Source organism: Flavobacterium sp. LS1P28, assembly GCF_003970335.1.
Taxonomy (GTDB): Bacteria; Bacteroidota; Bacteroidia; order Flavobacteriales; family Flavobacteriaceae; genus Flavobacterium.
The window spans coordinates 251183-265785 of record NZ_RYDI01000001.1; the positions used below are offsets into that span (position 1 = coordinate 251183).

Annotated in this window: 14 protein-coding genes and 1 tRNA gene; 10 read left to right on the forward strand and 5 right to left on the reverse strand. The window is 32.9% G+C overall.

Annotated elements, in window-relative coordinates:
• The first annotated feature begins 24 nt into the window (after positions 1 to 24).
• A complete protein-coding gene (gene folB, locus EKL97_RS01025) occupies positions 25 to 384 on the forward strand; it encodes a dihydroneopterin aldolase (RefSeq protein ID WP_126515293.1) in 360 nt (119 codons plus the stop codon).
• A gap of 82 nt (positions 385 to 466) precedes the next feature.
• Positions 467 to 537, forward strand: a tRNA-Cys gene (locus tag EKL97_RS01030).
• A gap of 305 nt (positions 538 to 842) precedes the next feature.
• On the opposite strand, the gene EKL97_RS01035 is transcribed toward EKL97_RS01030, so the two are convergent.
• The 3 genes from EKL97_RS01035 to rnr are packed head-to-tail and all read right to left on the reverse strand — an operon-like array spanning position 843 to position 4500.
• Positions 843 to 1520, reverse strand: a complete 678-nt coding sequence (locus EKL97_RS01035) for a LysE family translocator (RefSeq protein WP_126452318.1) — start codon at positions 1518 to 1520, stop codon at positions 843 to 845.
• A gap of 41 nt (positions 1521 to 1561) precedes the next feature.
• Positions 1562 to 2305, reverse strand: coding sequence for a head GIN domain-containing protein (locus EKL97_RS01040; protein WP_126552834.1), 744 nt, complete (start codon positions 2303 to 2305; stop codon positions 1562 to 1564).
• Positions 2306 to 2310: 5 nt separating this feature from the next.
• Positions 2311 to 4500, reverse strand: a complete 2190-nt coding sequence (gene rnr / locus EKL97_RS01045) for a ribonuclease R (RefSeq protein WP_126567813.1) — start codon at positions 4498 to 4500, stop codon at positions 2311 to 2313.
• 108 nt (positions 4501 to 4608) lie between these two features.
• Between rnr and EKL97_RS01050 the strand changes: the two genes are divergently transcribed.
• Together EKL97_RS01050 and rpiB are read left to right on the forward strand one after the other, a co-directional pair.
• A complete protein-coding gene (locus EKL97_RS01050) occupies positions 4609 to 4842 on the forward strand; it encodes a DUF2007 domain-containing protein (protein WP_126454931.1) in 234 nt (77 codons plus the stop codon).
• Positions 4843 to 5560: 718 nt separating this feature from the next.
• The gene (gene rpiB / locus EKL97_RS01055; protein WP_126454933.1) at positions 5561 to 5989 is read left to right on the forward strand and encodes a ribose 5-phosphate isomerase B; all 429 of its coding nucleotides are present in this window, start codon (positions 5561 to 5563) and stop codon (positions 5987 to 5989) included.
• On the opposite strand, the gene EKL97_RS01060 is transcribed toward rpiB, so the two are convergent.
• Positions 5986 to 6264, reverse strand: a complete 279-nt coding sequence (locus tag EKL97_RS01060; protein WP_126567816.1) for a DUF1294 domain-containing protein — start codon at positions 6262 to 6264, stop codon at positions 5986 to 5988. The genes rpiB and EKL97_RS01060 overlap by 4 nt on opposite strands.
• Before the next feature lie 64 nt (positions 6265 to 6328).
• On the opposite strand from EKL97_RS01060, the gene EKL97_RS01065 reads away from it, so the two are divergent.
• On the forward strand, positions 6329 to 8452 hold the full coding sequence (locus EKL97_RS01065) for a Tex family protein (RefSeq protein WP_126567817.1): 2124 nt from the start codon (positions 6329 to 6331) through the stop codon (positions 8450 to 8452).
• Between the two features lie 40 nt (positions 8453 to 8492).
• Here the strand turns inward: EKL97_RS01065 and tatA are convergent, their stop codons facing one another.
• Positions 8493 to 8666, reverse strand: a complete 174-nt coding sequence (gene tatA, locus EKL97_RS01070) for a twin-arginine translocase TatA/TatE family subunit (protein WP_126454940.1) — start codon at positions 8664 to 8666, stop codon at positions 8493 to 8495.
• A gap of 214 nt (positions 8667 to 8880) precedes the next feature.
• On the opposite strand from tatA, the gene EKL97_RS01075 reads away from it, so the two are divergent.
• The 5 genes from EKL97_RS01075 (at position 8881) to EKL97_RS01095 (ending at position 14570) form a co-directional block, all read left to right on the forward strand.
• Positions 8881 to 9402, forward strand: coding sequence for a peptidase (locus tag EKL97_RS01075; protein ID WP_126552842.1), 522 nt, complete (start codon positions 8881 to 8883; stop codon positions 9400 to 9402).
• Between the two features lie 67 nt (positions 9403 to 9469).
• Positions 9470 to 10981, forward strand: a complete 1512-nt coding sequence (locus tag EKL97_RS01080) for a GH3 auxin-responsive promoter family protein (RefSeq protein ID WP_126567819.1) — start codon at positions 9470 to 9472, stop codon at positions 10979 to 10981.
• Complete coding sequence (locus EKL97_RS01085) at positions 10978 to 11856, forward strand: carboxypeptidase-like regulatory domain-containing protein (RefSeq protein ID WP_126567820.1); 879 nt, start codon at positions 10978 to 10980, stop codon at positions 11854 to 11856. The genes EKL97_RS01080 and EKL97_RS01085 overlap by 4 nt, the downstream gene beginning before the upstream one ends.
• A gap of 43 nt (positions 11857 to 11899) precedes the next feature.
• The gene (locus EKL97_RS01090; protein WP_126561364.1) at positions 11900 to 13579 is read left to right on the forward strand and encodes a DUF6909 family protein; all 1680 of its coding nucleotides are present in this window, start codon (positions 11900 to 11902) and stop codon (positions 13577 to 13579) included.
• Between the two features lie 7 nt (positions 13580 to 13586).
• Positions 13587 to 14570: a hypothetical protein gene (locus EKL97_RS01095; RefSeq protein ID WP_126457764.1), complete on the forward strand. Its 984-nt coding sequence runs from the start codon at positions 13587 to 13589 to the stop codon at positions 14568 to 14570.
• The last annotated feature ends 33 nt before the right edge of the window (positions 14571 to 14603 follow it).

A 14603-nucleotide genomic window follows, 5' to 3' on the forward strand; every position in this document is an offset into this window, starting at 1 on the left:
CGCTTTACACAAAAAAATAAAATAATGGGAATTATAAAACTTAAAAATATCCGCACCTACTCCTACCACGGTTGCTTGATCGAGGAAGGAAAAATTGGGTCAGACTATATTGTAAATTTAGAAGTTAAGACTGATTTGAGAAAATCCAGTATTACAGATGATTTGAAAGACACGGTGGATTATGTGCTCTTAAATCATATCGTTGTAGAAGAAATGGCGATTCGTTCAGACTTATTAGAACATGTGGCACACCGAATCTTAACGCGAATCTTTGAAGAAATTCCGGAAATTTCCAGAATTATTGTGGCGGTTTCTAAACTAAACCCCCCTATTGGTGGTGATGTTGAAGCAGTTACTATTGAATTGGAAGAATATAGAAGCTAAATTAAAAATATTTTTTAAAACTTTTAAACTTTAAACTTTTAAACTTTAAACTTTTTGAGTACTTTTGCCGTCCATTCAACAGGGCGTCGTGGCCGAGTGGCTAGGCTGGGCTCTGCAAAAGCTCCTACTCCGGTTCGAATCCGGACGATGCCTCTAAAACCTTCAAAGCAATTTGGAGGTTTATTTATGTCTAATTTTTAGGAAAAATTAAATAAATATAGGTTCGAATCCGTCCTGAAGCTTCGAGAGATGCCTCTAAAACCTTCAAAGTAATTTGGAGGTTTTTTTATGTCTAATTTTTAGGAAAATTAGGGTTCGAATCCGGATAAAATATAAAACCTTTAAAACACTTTAGTTTTTTTTGACTCAAATTTTTACCATTAAGAAACTACATTTTATTAAGACTTAAGACTTAATTTTTCTTAATTTCTTAATGGTTTAAAAAAACGTAATAGACTTTAATTATCTATTTTATCAAATGCTTTTTTTACCAATTCTTTTTCTTCCGGAAACCAACCTTGGGTGATCAAAACCATCCCAAAAACCATCATTACAATACTGATTCCTTTTTTAATTTTAAGGATGTTATTAGGGGTAAGTTTTGTTTTTAATTGTTTAGCTAATCCAATTTTGATACAATCTATAAATAAATAGGTTCCAATAACTGCAATAAAAAAAGTGACCATTCTAAATGTTTGCATTTCTAGTTTTGGTCCTACTGAAATAATAATAGCCAACCAAAAACCAAGTACACCTATATTGATAATATTTAACAAAAAACCTTTTATAAAAAGGCTTAAATAATTTTTTTTAACTATTTCCTTATCGATAATGTCTGTATTTATTTTCTCTTCTTTTTTTAATTGCAGGAAAGAAATTACACCATAAGCGAGCATCAACACACCTCCAAAAATAAAAAGTGCTGGTTGGTCTTTTAAACTTTGAATTAACCGGTAACTGCCTAAATAAGCAATTCCGATGAAAACAATATCTCCTAAAATTACGCCTAAATCAAATATTAAAGCCGCTCTAAATCCTTTTATAATACTTGTTTCCAGTAAAATAAAAAAAACAGGGCCAATCATAAAACTTAAGAAAATTCCCCAAGGAATACCAGCTAGAATATCGTTTATCATTAAATATCTAAATTTATTGGTATGAAAAATAAACTAAAATACTAATTTTTCTCTAAGATAGTTCCACCAATAAAAATATTTTGGTTAATCTGTTTTGGTTTTCCATAGATAAAAATTGAGCCTCCAGCTTTTACTTTTGCATCCACTAATATTGTGGCATGAATTTCTGATTGTCCTCCTGCAGTAACACTTATGGTTGTTTGAGAAGTCTCTAAATCCTTAGCATTAAGAATTCCGCCCGAGGTAATTACAACATCTTGATTTTTGGCTCTACCGGATACTGAAACTATTCCTCCTGCATTCGCTTTCACTTCTACTTTATCAACATCAATTTCTAACTTTATTTCGCCTCCAGATTTTGCATTTAAATCTAATACTGTTTGTTTAAAATCAGAGTCACTTGATACATAACTTCCCTCGCTTACAGCAATACTTTGCAAGGTTTTAAAATATAACTTAACTTTAATATCATCTCCAGATAATAATTTAGGGAAAGGCATTCTGATTTTTAATTCACCGTTCTTATTCACCGTTTCCACTTCATCTGCACGAGCACCGGTTATAATAATTTTGTTTTCTGAGGCTGCAATTAATTTAACACTGATTTTATCAAATACTTTTACTTCATCAAAATCTCCTAAATTTCTGGTTATCTGAGCATTTGTTATTTGACTTAAAAATATAAAAGCAATAATCACTAATTTTTTACTCCTATTTCTAATATTTATTTTTTGGTATTGCTTCGCCAGTTCGTTAGCACTCGTGTCGTGAATATTTGATTTCATTTTTTTTATTTTAATGGTTCTCCAATTCTTCTTAAAAAATTAAAATCCAGTTGTTTTTTAACTAAATCAGCATTTTTTACTTTAACATAAATTTCATCTCCTAATTGTAACAATTTTCCAGAAGTTGCACCAGTAAGTGCGTATTGTTTTTCATCAAAGGTGTAATAATCGTCTTTTATATCCCTGATTCTACACATTCCTTCACATTTATTTTCGATAATTTCTACATAAATTCCCCATTCTGTCACACCGGAAATTACACCCAAAAATTCCTCGTCCTGATGATCTTGCATGTATTTGACCTGCATGTACTTAATAGAATCACGTTCGGCATTAGTTGCTAAACCTTCCATTGTGGACGAATGAACGCATTTTGTTTCATACGTTTCTTCATCTACTGATTTACCTCCGTCCAGATAATGTTGCAACAAACGATGCACCATCACATCCGGATAACGACGAATTGGTGATGTAAAATGCGAATAATAATCAAAAGCTAAACCATAATGTCCTATGTTATCCGTTGAATATTTGGCTTTACTCATACTTCTAATCGCAAGGGTATCAATTAAATTTTGTTCTTTTTTACCATTTACATCTTCCATTAATTTATTTAAAGCTTGTGAAATAGAACCTTGTTTAAAATCAATTTTATGTCCAAACTTAGCAATAACAGCTTGCATCGCAAAAAGTTTATCCTCATTGGGTTCATCGTGAATTCTGTAAATAAACGTTTTCTTTTGTTTTCCAATGTATTCCGCTACTTTTCTGTTGGCTAAAAGCATGAATTCTTCAATCAGATGATTGGCATCTTTCGAAACTTTAAAATAAACGCCTTGCGGTTCACCGGCTTCGTCTAAATTAAATTTCACTTCCACTTTATCAAAAGTAATAGCTCCTTCAGCCATTCTTCTTTTTCTAAGAATTTTAGCTAATTCATCCATTTTTAGCGTCGCAGCGACAATTTCTTTCGAAACTTGATACGAACTTGCCGTGATCGAAATTTCTGATGGAATCACATCGTCTTTGGTCTCTATGATATACTGCGCTTCTTCATACGCAAAACGTTGATCAGAGTAAATTACCGTTCGACCAAACCATTGGTTGATAACCTCGGATGTTTCGTTAATTTCAAATATAGCCGAAAACGTATATTTTTCTTCATTTGGTCTCAACGAACACGCAAAGTTTGATAATACTTCGGGTAACATTGGCACTACTCTATCTACTAAATAAACTGATGTTGCTCTTTGATACGCTTCATCATCCAGGATTGTTCCTTCTTGTAAATAATACGAAACATCAGCAATGTGAATACCAATTTCGTAATTACCATTTTCTAGTTTTTTAAATGAAAGTGCATCATCAAAATCCTTCGCATCTTTTGGATCAATTGTAAAAGTCAACGTATCTCGCATATCGCGACGTTTAGCAATTTCATTTTCTTCTATTGAAGTATCAATTTTTTGTGCAAACATTTCTACTTCAATAGGAAACTCTGACGGCAAACCATATTCTGCAAGAATGGCATGAATTTCTGTATCGTGTTCCCCTGGTTTTCCTAAAACTTTTATTACGGAACCAAAAGGACTATCAGCTCTGGCCGGCCAATCTTCAATGTGTACCAAAACGACATCACCTTGTTCGGCCTCGCCTATTTTATCCTTTGGAATAAAAATATCGGTATACATTTTTGGATTTGCAGTAGAAACAAAAGCAAAATTAGATTGAATGTCAATTACACCCACAAAATCTGTTTTATTTCTTTCAAGTACTTCAATTACTTCACCTTCGGGTCTTTTTCCTTTTCTGCGGTTGTATACATACACTTTGACAATGTCTTTATCTAAGGCGTGGTTCAAGTTATTGGTCGGGATAAAAACATCTTCTTCCATTTCAGCACAAACAAAATAAGCTGTTTTACGGCTTGTCATATCAATTTTACCCTCGTAATACTCCTTACTTTCGGCTTTTACTAAGTATTTACCCGGCTCTGATTCTATGATTTTGTTTTGCGAAGCCAGAATCTTCAAATCTTTTATAATTTGATTTCTGCTTTCGGTATCATCAAGCTCAATTTTTGCTCCTATCTGTTTATAATTGAATGCTTTATTAGCACTTTGCGATAATATTTTTATTATTTTTTCAGAGAAATCTTTCTCTTTTTTTATCGGCTTTCTTAGTCTTTTACTCATAAATCGGTTCTTAAAAGTCTAAAATTACAAAGAAGATATCATATTACAGATTTTACGGATTATATTTATTAAAAAAATAACTTTCGTATCTTTATAAAAATTGAAAAAATGGAAGATTTCAAAATAATTAGAACCTTTAATTATTCACATGAAATTGTGGTACTAAAGCATTTATTAGAACAGGAAAAAATCAACTATTTTTTTGAAAATGAAACGTTGGTTTCCATCGATCCGTTTGGCAGTTTTGCTTATGGTGGAATTAAACTTAAAGTTCATATTAATGATTTTGAAAAGGTTCAGGAATTATTAGATAACCTGAATACAAAACTGACTATTGTTTAAATCTAAAACAGTACTTTTTTTGAAAGTTGTCAACATCTATTATTTTAAATAAAAAGAAAAATTAAATTTAAATTATTTTTTGGTTGTTATTATAGCATGTTAATAGTGGCAATAAATTTATTTTAAAAATGGTTGAAATCAAGTTTAAAGATGTTATTAAGAGTTATTAACATACTTATTTTAAGATAAAGTATTAATTTTAAAGTCTTTTTATATTTTAATTAACAATGGTTGATAATATAAAAACTAGTGGTTTTGTAAATAACTCACACAACACTATTTTGTTGATAACCCACTTTTTAATATTAATAACTATTCTAAAAATTAACGAAACTAAATTAGGATTTAAAAACTAGGTTTTGGATTACTTATTTTTTAGATATTACCCAAAAATAGTTCTAAGATTCTATCTTAAGTTATGAACATAGTACGTTAATTTAAAGTTAACTGAATATCAAGCAATTGTATTTCGTTATTAACAATGTAAAATTTTAACATTTATAATACAAAATTTATATTGATTTACAACTATTTATGGATTAAAAGGAATTGTTAATAACTGTTAATTAAATAAGGATCTGATAGTTACAAAATAAAATATTAAATTCAATTTTAAAGGTATATTTAAATTGAATTTATCAAATAAATAGGACTTATTTAATTCATCAGAATAGATTACTTTATTTAAATTTGCACAACATTATTTAATACATAGTATATGAAAATCTCCATAGGAAACGATCATGCAGGTCCGGAATACAAAAAAGCAATTGTGGAAATGCTTCAAGCAAAAGGACATGAAGTAACTAATTACGGAACAGATTCAGCAGCAAGTGTAGATTATCCAGATTTTGGTCATCCTGTTGCTACAGATGTTGCAGAGGGAAAAGCTGATTTTGGAATTGTTATTTGCGGGAGTGGCAACGGAATTTCTATGACAGTCAATAAACAATCTAAAGTTCGTGCGGCTTTATGCTGGATGAAAGAAATAGCAGTTTTAGCTCGTCAACATAATGATGCTAATATTATTAGTATTCCCGCTCGGTACACTTCAATTCCACAAGCAGTAGAAATGGTTGAAGCATTTTTAAGTACTGAATTTGAAGGTGGAAGACACCAAAATAGAGTAGATAAAATTTCTTGCTAGAATTTAATTATTCCAAAATTATACAGTCCAAAAAGGATTAAAATTTGAATTACTATAATTCCGTAAAACCTCAAAAGGAAGCTTTCTTTTGAGGTTTTATGTCTAAATAAAAGCATTGCTAAACCGGAACCAAGTGCACCGCCAATAACGCTTGGCAGCAACAAATTAAGTTCTGAAATGCGTCTTTTTTGATTTACTGCTAGCTGTTTGTCAACTGCTATTATTGAAAAAGCAACCAAATTAATGAGTGCAAAATACCAGAATAAAAAAGACATAAATAAGAAATTTTGACTCAAAGATACTATTTTAGCAACATGATTTTATAATCTTAAATTTAAAATGACCAACATACAATTCATATCAAAAGTCGTTGCCACTGCAGCAATAAACATTCAAAAAACAGTACAATTATTACAAGAAGATTGTACTATTCCTTTCATTTCTCGCTATCGAAAAGATACAACAGGAAATCTGGATGAGGTACAAATAGAACAAATTGCAAAGCTTCAAAAAGAATACGAAGTGATTGTAAAACGTAAAGAAGCGATTTTAAAATCGATTCAGGAACAAAATGCGCTCAGTCCAGAATTAGAAAAAAAAATCCAACAAAGTTTTGATTTGCAGGAATTGGAGGATTTTTATCTCCCATTCAAAAAGAAGAAAAAAACTAAAGCGGATGTTGCGCGTGAAAATGGATTGGAACCACTAGCCAAAATCATTATGGCGCAAAATAATGATGATGTCAATTTTATTTCGACAAAATATTTGAACGACAAAGTAAGCAATGAAGCAGCAGCTCTGCAAGGCGCCAGAGATATTATTGCTGAATGGATTAATGAAAATAGTTATGTTCGAAAGCAACTCCGACGATTGTACGAACGCAAAGCCATTATTACGACTAAAGTGGTAAAAACAAAGAAAGAAGATGAAAAAGCACAAAAATTTAATCAATATTTCGATTGGTCTGAGCCGTTGACTAAAACACCTTCACACAGATTATTAGCCATGCTCCGTGCCGAAAATGAAGGTTTTATTAAGGTTAAAGTAGAAGTTGATATTGATGAAGCGTATGTTATTATTGATGCGTTAGTTTTAAAAAGTGAAAATAAAACCACACCGCACGTTCAATTAGCTATCGAAGATAGTTACAAACGATTGCTGAATCCGGCGATTTCAAATGAAACTTTGCAAGAAGCTAAAGTGAAGGCTGATGCCAATTCTATTCAGGTTTTTGCGAACAATCTTGGACAGTTATTACTGGCGCCGCCGTTGGGTGAAAAACGAATTCTGGCGATTGATCCCGGTTTTAGAAGCGGATGTAAAATTGTTTGCTTGGACGAAAAAGGAGATTTGTTGTACAATGAAACTATTTATCCGCATGCGCCTCAAAAAGAGGAAGCGATGGCGATGAAAAAAATTCGTTCGATGGTAAATTCGTATAAAATTGATGCTATTTCAATAGGAAACGGAACGGCTTCGCGTGAAACCGAATTCTTCATCAAGAAAATAGCTTTCGACAAACCGGTCCAGGTTTTTATCGTTTCAGAAGCGGGAGCATCGGTGTATTCTGCCTCAAAAATTGCTAGAGATGAATTTCCGAATTATGATGTCACCGTTCGAGGTTCGGTTTCTATAGGTAGACGATTAAGTGATCCATTGGCCGAATTAGTAAAAATTGACCCGAAAGCCATTGGCGTAGGCCAATACCAACATGATGTGGACCAAAACAAGTTGAAAGAAGAATTGGATAATACAGTGGTTCGTTGCGTGAATTCAGTTGGGATAAACATAAACACTGCGAGCAAGCATTTATTGAGTTACGTGAGCGGAATAGGAGAGAAGCTGGCTGAAAATATAATACAATACCGCTCGGATAACGGTCCTTTTACAGATAGAAAACAACTTAAAAAAGTGCCGCGTTTGGGTGAAAAAGCCTACCAACAAGGCGTTGCTTTTATCCGAATTTCGAATGCAAAAAACCCATTGGATAATTCAGCGGTTCATCCGGAAGCCTATGGAATTGTAGAAAAAATGGCTAAAGATTTGAAATTGACGGTGCATGATTTGATTGCCAACAAAGAGAAAATAGCTTTGATAAAACCAGAAAACTATAGTACACCAGAAATAGGTTTATTGGGATTGAAAGACATTATCAAGGAATTAGAGAAACCAGGATTAGACCCCAGACAATCAGCTAAAGTATTTGAATTTGATCCGAATGTAAAAATGATAAAAGATATAAAAACAGGAATGATTTTGCCGGGAATTGTCAATAACATTACTAATTTTGGTTGTTTTGTGGATATTGGAGTCAAAGAAAGCGGGTTGGTTCACATCTCGCAACTCAAAGCCGGTTTTGTTAGTGATGTAAATGAAGTGGTTAAATTGCACCAACATGTTCAAGTCAAAGTGACCGAAGTAGATGAGGAAAGAAAGAGAATTCAGTTGACGATGGTCATTTAAATTATAAAAAAAGGCTTTTCAAATTATGAAAAGCCTTTTTTTATTTTGTTTCGTCTACTTTTTTATCAGCTGACGGATCTTCTTTGGCTGCGTTTTTGAATTCTTTGATTCCGCTTCCTAAGCCTTTCATCAATTCTGGGATTTTTTTACCTCCAAAAAGTAATAAAACAACCGCCAATATAATAAGGATTTCTGTAACACCTATACTACTCATAATACGATAATTTATTGCCGAAGCAAGTTTGTAATAAACCTATCAGCAAAGGTATAGAGAATTAATTAATAGAAACTCATTTAAATTCATTTATTTTAATTTTAAAAACGTTAAAAATTTATTAAAAACGAATGCAAGATTAAGAAATATGATCCTAGAAAAGCGAATACAATCAACGACAATAATTGTTATATTTGTTAAATAATCAAAAAACATGCCCGACAAAGGATTAAAAAGACAGAAATTAAAGGAAAATTTATTTAATAAAAGACGTTTAATCATACTAAACGAAGATACTTTTGAAGAAACTTTTTCATTGAAGCTTACCCTAATGAACGTTTTTGTGGTAGCGACTTTAGGCGCTATAATTATTACATTTGTCACCACCTTTATCATTGCATTCACTCCTTTACGAGAATTTATACCGGGCTATTCTTCTTCAAAATTGAAAAAGGATGCAATGGAATTGTCTTTAAAATCGGATTCTTTGTCACGCGCATTAAAACAAAACGAAGCCTATATCCAATCGATTCAAAAAGTGCTGACCGGAGAATTAGAATATGCAAAATTCAATAAAGATTCAATACTCGCGGAGGCAGAGGAAGCGCCTTCACAGGTTGATATGTCTGCATCAAAACAAGAATTAGAATTGAGGCAACAGGTTGCGCAGGAAGAGAAAAATGTAAATTCCCTGCGATCCTCCAACAAAGGTAAGGGTCAACCTCCAATAAAGTAAAATAGTTTTTATTACAATAAAATGGAGTGCGCCCAGCGGCTCAAACAATTAAAATCAGAAGGAAGAAATGTCACTAAAATCAATTGCAGCAAAATTATTTGCAAAAAAAATTTACAATACCACACAAGCTTGGTCTACTGATCCTATTGAAACTCAAAAAAAAGTTTTTTTACAATTAATAAAAGACGCAAATAAAACCCAATTTGGCGTAGACCATCATTTTGACCAAATTAAAAATTACGATGATTTTACAAATCAGGTTCCTGTTCGAGATTATGAAGGGTTAAAACCTTATATTGATAAGGTGGTCAAAGGGTCAGTTGATGTGCTATGGAAAGGAAAGCCACTTTATTTTGCTAAAACTTCTGGAACAACATCTGGGGCTAAGTACATTCCTTTGACAAAAGAATCCATGCCGTTTCACATTACAGCAGCCAGAAACGCTATTTTGCATTATATTCATGAAACCGGTAACGCTGATTTTGTAGATGGAAAAATGATTTTCTTGCAGGGAAGCCCACTTCTGGAGGTGAATAATGGAATAAAATTTGGTCGTTTATCTGGAATTGTAGCGCATTTTGTTCCAAAATATTTACAAAAAAACCGAATGCCCTCTTGGGAAACCAATTGCATTGAAGACTGGGATACTAAAGTGAATGCAATTGTCGAGGAAACAATCAACGAGAACATGGCTGTGATTTCTGGAATTCCTTCCTGGGTGCAAATGTATTTTGAGAAATTGCATCAAAAAGGAGGGAAGCCTGTTGGGGAAATCTTCAAAAACTTCAATTTGTTTATTTACGGCGGTGTAAATTATGAACCGTACCGCGCCAAATTTGAAAATTTGATAGGTCGAAAAGTAGACAGTATTGAGCTGTTTCCGGCTTCGGAAGGATTTTTTGCGTACCAAGATTCACAAAAAGAAAAAGGAATGTTACTGCTTTTAAACTCGGGAATTTTTTATGAATTTATTAACTCGGACGAATTTTATACGAATCCCGAAGGTTCGGGACCAAGACGTTTTACGATTGGTGAAGTGGAACTGGGCGTGAATTACGTTTTAATCATTTCTACTAATGCAGGACTTTGGGGATATGATTTAGGCGATACCGTTCAATTTACCAGTTTAAAACCCTACAGAATTATAGTATCCGGAAGAATCAAACACTATATTTCGGCTTTTGGAGAACATGTAATTGGGAAAGAAGTGGAAAGTGCGTTACAGGAAGCAATTCTTGGAACTACCATTCGAATCAATGAGTTTACCGTGGCACCACAAATCACTCCTGCAGAGGGATTGCCGTATCATGAATGGTTTATTGAATTTGAAAACGACCCGGAAGACAGCGTATCTTTTGCGGAAGCGCTGGACAATGCCATGCGAAAACAAAACATGTATTATGATGATTTGATTGTTGGTAAAGTGTTGCGAAAAGTGGTGATTACCAAAGTGGCTAAAAATGGCTTTCAGGACTATATGAAATCCATTGGCAAACTGGGCGGACAAAATAAAATTCCGAGGCTTTCTAATGACAGAAGTATTGTGGAGCAATTAGAAAATTCACCAGTTAGAAAATGAGAAAATTCACACTGCTGTTACTGTTATTGAGCACTTGTATCTATTCACAAATTAAAGGGATTGTTCTTGATGAAAGTAATAAACCTATTCCGTATGTTAATATTTGGGTAGAAAATGAAAATTTAGGGACAACATCTGAGGAAAATGGTTCATTTTCTATTTATGTGGAAGATCAAAATAAGGTTTTAATTTTTTCCGCTTTGGGTTTTGAAACCAAAAAAGTTACAGTTTCGAATGCAGAAAAAGTAGTTTTGAAAGAAATAGCTTTTCAGTTGGATGAAGTTATAGTTAGTAAGAGTAAAAAAGAAATAACAAGACTTATTGGGGATTCAAAAAGTTCGAGTGCTATTTATATCTCTGGAAAAGCGCCATGGATTTATGCCAAGTTATTTAACCATGAAATTAATTATCAGAAAACTCCTTTTATTAAAAATGTAATAATTTATACCTACAGTGACATAAAAAATGCTAGTTTTAAAGTAAGAGTTTTTAAAGTTAAAGAAGATGGATTACCAGGCGAAGATTGCATCAAGGAAGATATTATTGTATTTGCAAAAAAAGGAACAAAAAAAAATGTGATAGAGTTATCAAAATATAGTCTGAATATTCCAAATGAAGGAATATTTGTTGCATTTGAATGGATGGCGATTGAAAATAATAAGATTGAGTTAGAAGAGAAGAATCAAGAGTTAAAAAAAACAATCAAATATTTTGACTATGCCCCATCTTTAGTGTTTAATTACAAGGATAGAAATTTAACAGTTACTTATTCTAAAGGAGAATGGAATAAAAGACCAAAAATAGATTTTGAATTAAACAAAAGTGTAAGAGGTACAGTTATCGAACCTGCAATTAATCTTACTTTAACAAATTAGAAAATAAAAAAACTAACTTTGAAGGTTAGAAAATAAGTAGAAAATGAAAGAAACAAAAAATATATCACGCTCCAGAGCACAAGAGTCTTCGGCAGCAATTGAAAAAATGTACATCACGATGCGCCACCTTTTTAACAGGGGATTTTACAAACCGATGGGAATTTCAGGCGATACATTGCGCGAAGCATTATTAGCATTACGACCAGAAATTTATGGAAATATTGCCGAAGAAAAAGTAGAATTGAACGGACTTTTATATGTAATTGAACGTCTGCCAGTAGGAATAGAAGAATGCAGATTTATCAATTTAACTTCGGATGAAGGGTATTCTAAATCGCATTTTCAGGCAATTGTACCGCCAAAAAGGCGACGTAATTGTTACCGTATCGATGAGGAGCAAATGAATGTAGAAATTACGCGAGGGCGATCTGATATTTATGATATTCTGACGCATTTGACGTTCATTTTCATTGAATCACACAAAATTAGAAACCGAGTTTTACTGGATGATGCCGGCGAAGTTTCTCGAGACTGGTTCAAACTGGAACAAGCAGTTTCTCAAAAGAAGAAACTGACTTTGGTAGAAAAAGAGAAAGCCATTTCACATGCCGCCAATATTCTGGGAAGAACATTTGAGGAAGTATTGGATATTTATGACGCATTTGGTTCAGCTGCTGCGCCAGATCGTTTCTTGCATGTTATCTTTTGGTTGGGGAAACTCGCCATTGAAGAAATTGTAGACGATAATAAGAGAACAATCACCTTTAGTCCTATTTTAAGAGAGCGATTGGGACACCACATTCATGGGGAAATTTGGGCTACCAAAATTAAAGAAGTGCTAGAAGAAAACGAACTTTTAGACCGCCCTATTCACGTGATTAGTGCGAACATGCACAGTGTGATGAATTCTATTTTTGCCACCGAAGTGTTGAAAACTAAGTTCAAAGACAAATCAGATTTCTTTATTTACGAGGAATTGAGTAAATCCGGAGCAGATGCTGTGCGAAACCAAGTGGAAGAAGTAGCCTTGAAATTTGGAATGATTTCGTTGCCGGATACCTCAGGAACGAATATCGATATTCAGATTTTTGATACTGCCAAAATTGACTGGGAAAAAACCTCATTTCCAAAGGCAAACACCGGAGATAAAAAACCAGTACTGATTGTTATGGATTATGCTTTTGGGGAACAGGCGTATGAAACGATTGATGAGTTGCTGAAACCGTTTAAAAAAGACACTTTATTGAATGTGGAATCGGTTTCTATCATGGGGAAAGCTGGGATTCTGGAAGGTGGAAAAGGGGACATTATGATTCCGAATGCACACATTAATGAAGGAACGGCAGATAATTATTTTTTCCATAATGAATTGTCGGCCGAGATGTTTGAAGGCAATGATATTGCTGTTTTTGCCGGACCCATGGTTACTGTTTTAGGAACTTCATTGCAGAACAGGGATTTATTGAAGTTTTTCCATGAGTCGACCTGGGGAATTATTGGGTTGGAAATGGAAGGTTCTTATTACCAGAAAGCCATTCAATCGGCTTCAAAAATTAGAAAGAGTGTTCCACATGATGTGAAGGTCAGATATGCGTATTATGCATCAGATAACCCGCTGGAAACGGGAAGTACATTAGCTTCAGGCGGACTAGGAACCACTGGTGTAAAACCAACTTACTTGATTACCATTAAAATATTAGAACAAATTTTCAACGTAAAATAATTAGCTCATGAATTTAAACGCGCATAGCGATTCAGAAATTGATGTATTTCAAATTACCAGTAAGCTAAAAAAAGGGTTCGGAAGGTTGAATACCCTGTTGTTCTATTGTATTCAGTTTTTTTTAAATCAACGGAAGGTTGTTTTAGTATTACTAATCATCGGTTTTGGTTTGGGATTGTTTTTGGATAAGAATAATAAATTGTATACTACTGAAATTACTGTAATTCCTAATTTTGGGAGTGTGGATTATTTGTATGCAAAAATCAATTTGATTCAATCTAAAATTAATGCTGGCGATATCGTTTTTTTACAAAATGAAATAGGATTGTCCCAACCTGAAGATCTAATAAAAATTGAAATTAAACCCATAGCTGATGTTTATAAATTCATTGAAGATAAAGAGCGAAACTTTGAGTTGATTAAGTTAATGGCAGAAGTTGGAGAGGTAAAAAAAGTACTTGAAGATAATATTACTAGTAAAAATTATACGTACCATACGATTGCGGTTGTTACCAATGGAACTACTAGTGAGAAAAAATTGATTACACCATTATTGAATTATCTAAATCAATCTGAATATTTTACCGCCATACAAAAGGTAGGATTGGCAAATTTAAAACAGGATATTACTCAAAATGACACGATTATTCAACAAATAAATGGAGTTCTTAATGGGTTTACGGCCAATGTAAAAAGTGCATTAAAAAATGATAAGCTCATGTATTATAATGAAAATACACAACTGAATGATATTATTAAAACCAAACAGGAATTGTTATACATTCAAGGGCTAAACCGATTAAAATTAATCAATTTTCAAAAAACGATTAGAGAGGTAACATTCACATTGAATAGTGATACTTCAAAATCAGTAAATGGCGTTATGAAGTTTGTATTGCCAGTATTGCTAGTATTATTATTTGTTTTTATTCATTTGTTCATTCGATTTTATCAAAAGCAATTAGCAAAATCAAAAGTAATTGCTTCTTAAAAAAAATATTTTTCTTTTGCAAAACAGAGCCAT

Coding starts and splice junctions, on each gene's coding strand:
- EKL97_RS01085 (WP_126567820.1), top strand. CDS start 10,978: ATGAGAAAATTCACACTGCTGTTACTGTTATTGAGCACTTGTATCTAT.
- tatA (WP_126454940.1), bottom strand. CDS start 8,666: ATGAGTAGTATAGGTGTTACAGAAATCCTTATTATATTGGCGGTTGTT.
- rnr (WP_126567813.1), bottom strand. CDS start 4,500: ATGAGTAAAAGACTAAGAAAGCCGATAAAAAAAGAGAAAGATTTCTCT.
- EKL97_RS01095 (WP_126457764.1), top strand. CDS start 13,587: ATGAATTTAAACGCGCATAGCGATTCAGAAATTGATGTATTTCAAATT.
- EKL97_RS01065 (WP_126567817.1), top strand. CDS start 6,329: ATGACCAACATACAATTCATATCAAAAGTCGTTGCCACTGCAGCAATA.
- EKL97_RS01090 (WP_126561364.1), top strand. CDS start 11,900: ATGAAAGAAACAAAAAATATATCACGCTCCAGAGCACAAGAGTCTTCG.
- EKL97_RS01075 (WP_126552842.1), top strand. CDS start 8,881: ATGCCCGACAAAGGATTAAAAAGACAGAAATTAAAGGAAAATTTATTT.
- EKL97_RS01060 (WP_126567816.1), bottom strand. CDS start 6,264: ATGTCTTTTTTATTCTGGTATTTTGCACTCATTAATTTGGTTGCTTTT.
- rpiB (WP_126454933.1), top strand. CDS start 5,561: ATGAAAATCTCCATAGGAAACGATCATGCAGGTCCGGAATACAAAAAA.
- EKL97_RS01040 (WP_126552834.1), bottom strand. CDS start 2,305: ATGAAATCAAATATTCACGACACGAGTGCTAACGAACTGGCGAAGCAA.
- folB (WP_126515293.1), top strand. CDS start 25: ATGGGAATTATAAAACTTAAAAATATCCGCACCTACTCCTACCACGGT.
- EKL97_RS01035 (WP_126452318.1), bottom strand. CDS start 1,520: ATGATAAACGATATTCTAGCTGGTATTCCTTGGGGAATTTTCTTAAGT.
- EKL97_RS01080 (WP_126567819.1), top strand. CDS start 9,470: ATGTCACTAAAATCAATTGCAGCAAAATTATTTGCAAAAAAAATTTAC.
- EKL97_RS01050 (WP_126454931.1), top strand. CDS start 4,609: ATGGAAGATTTCAAAATAATTAGAACCTTTAATTATTCACATGAAATT.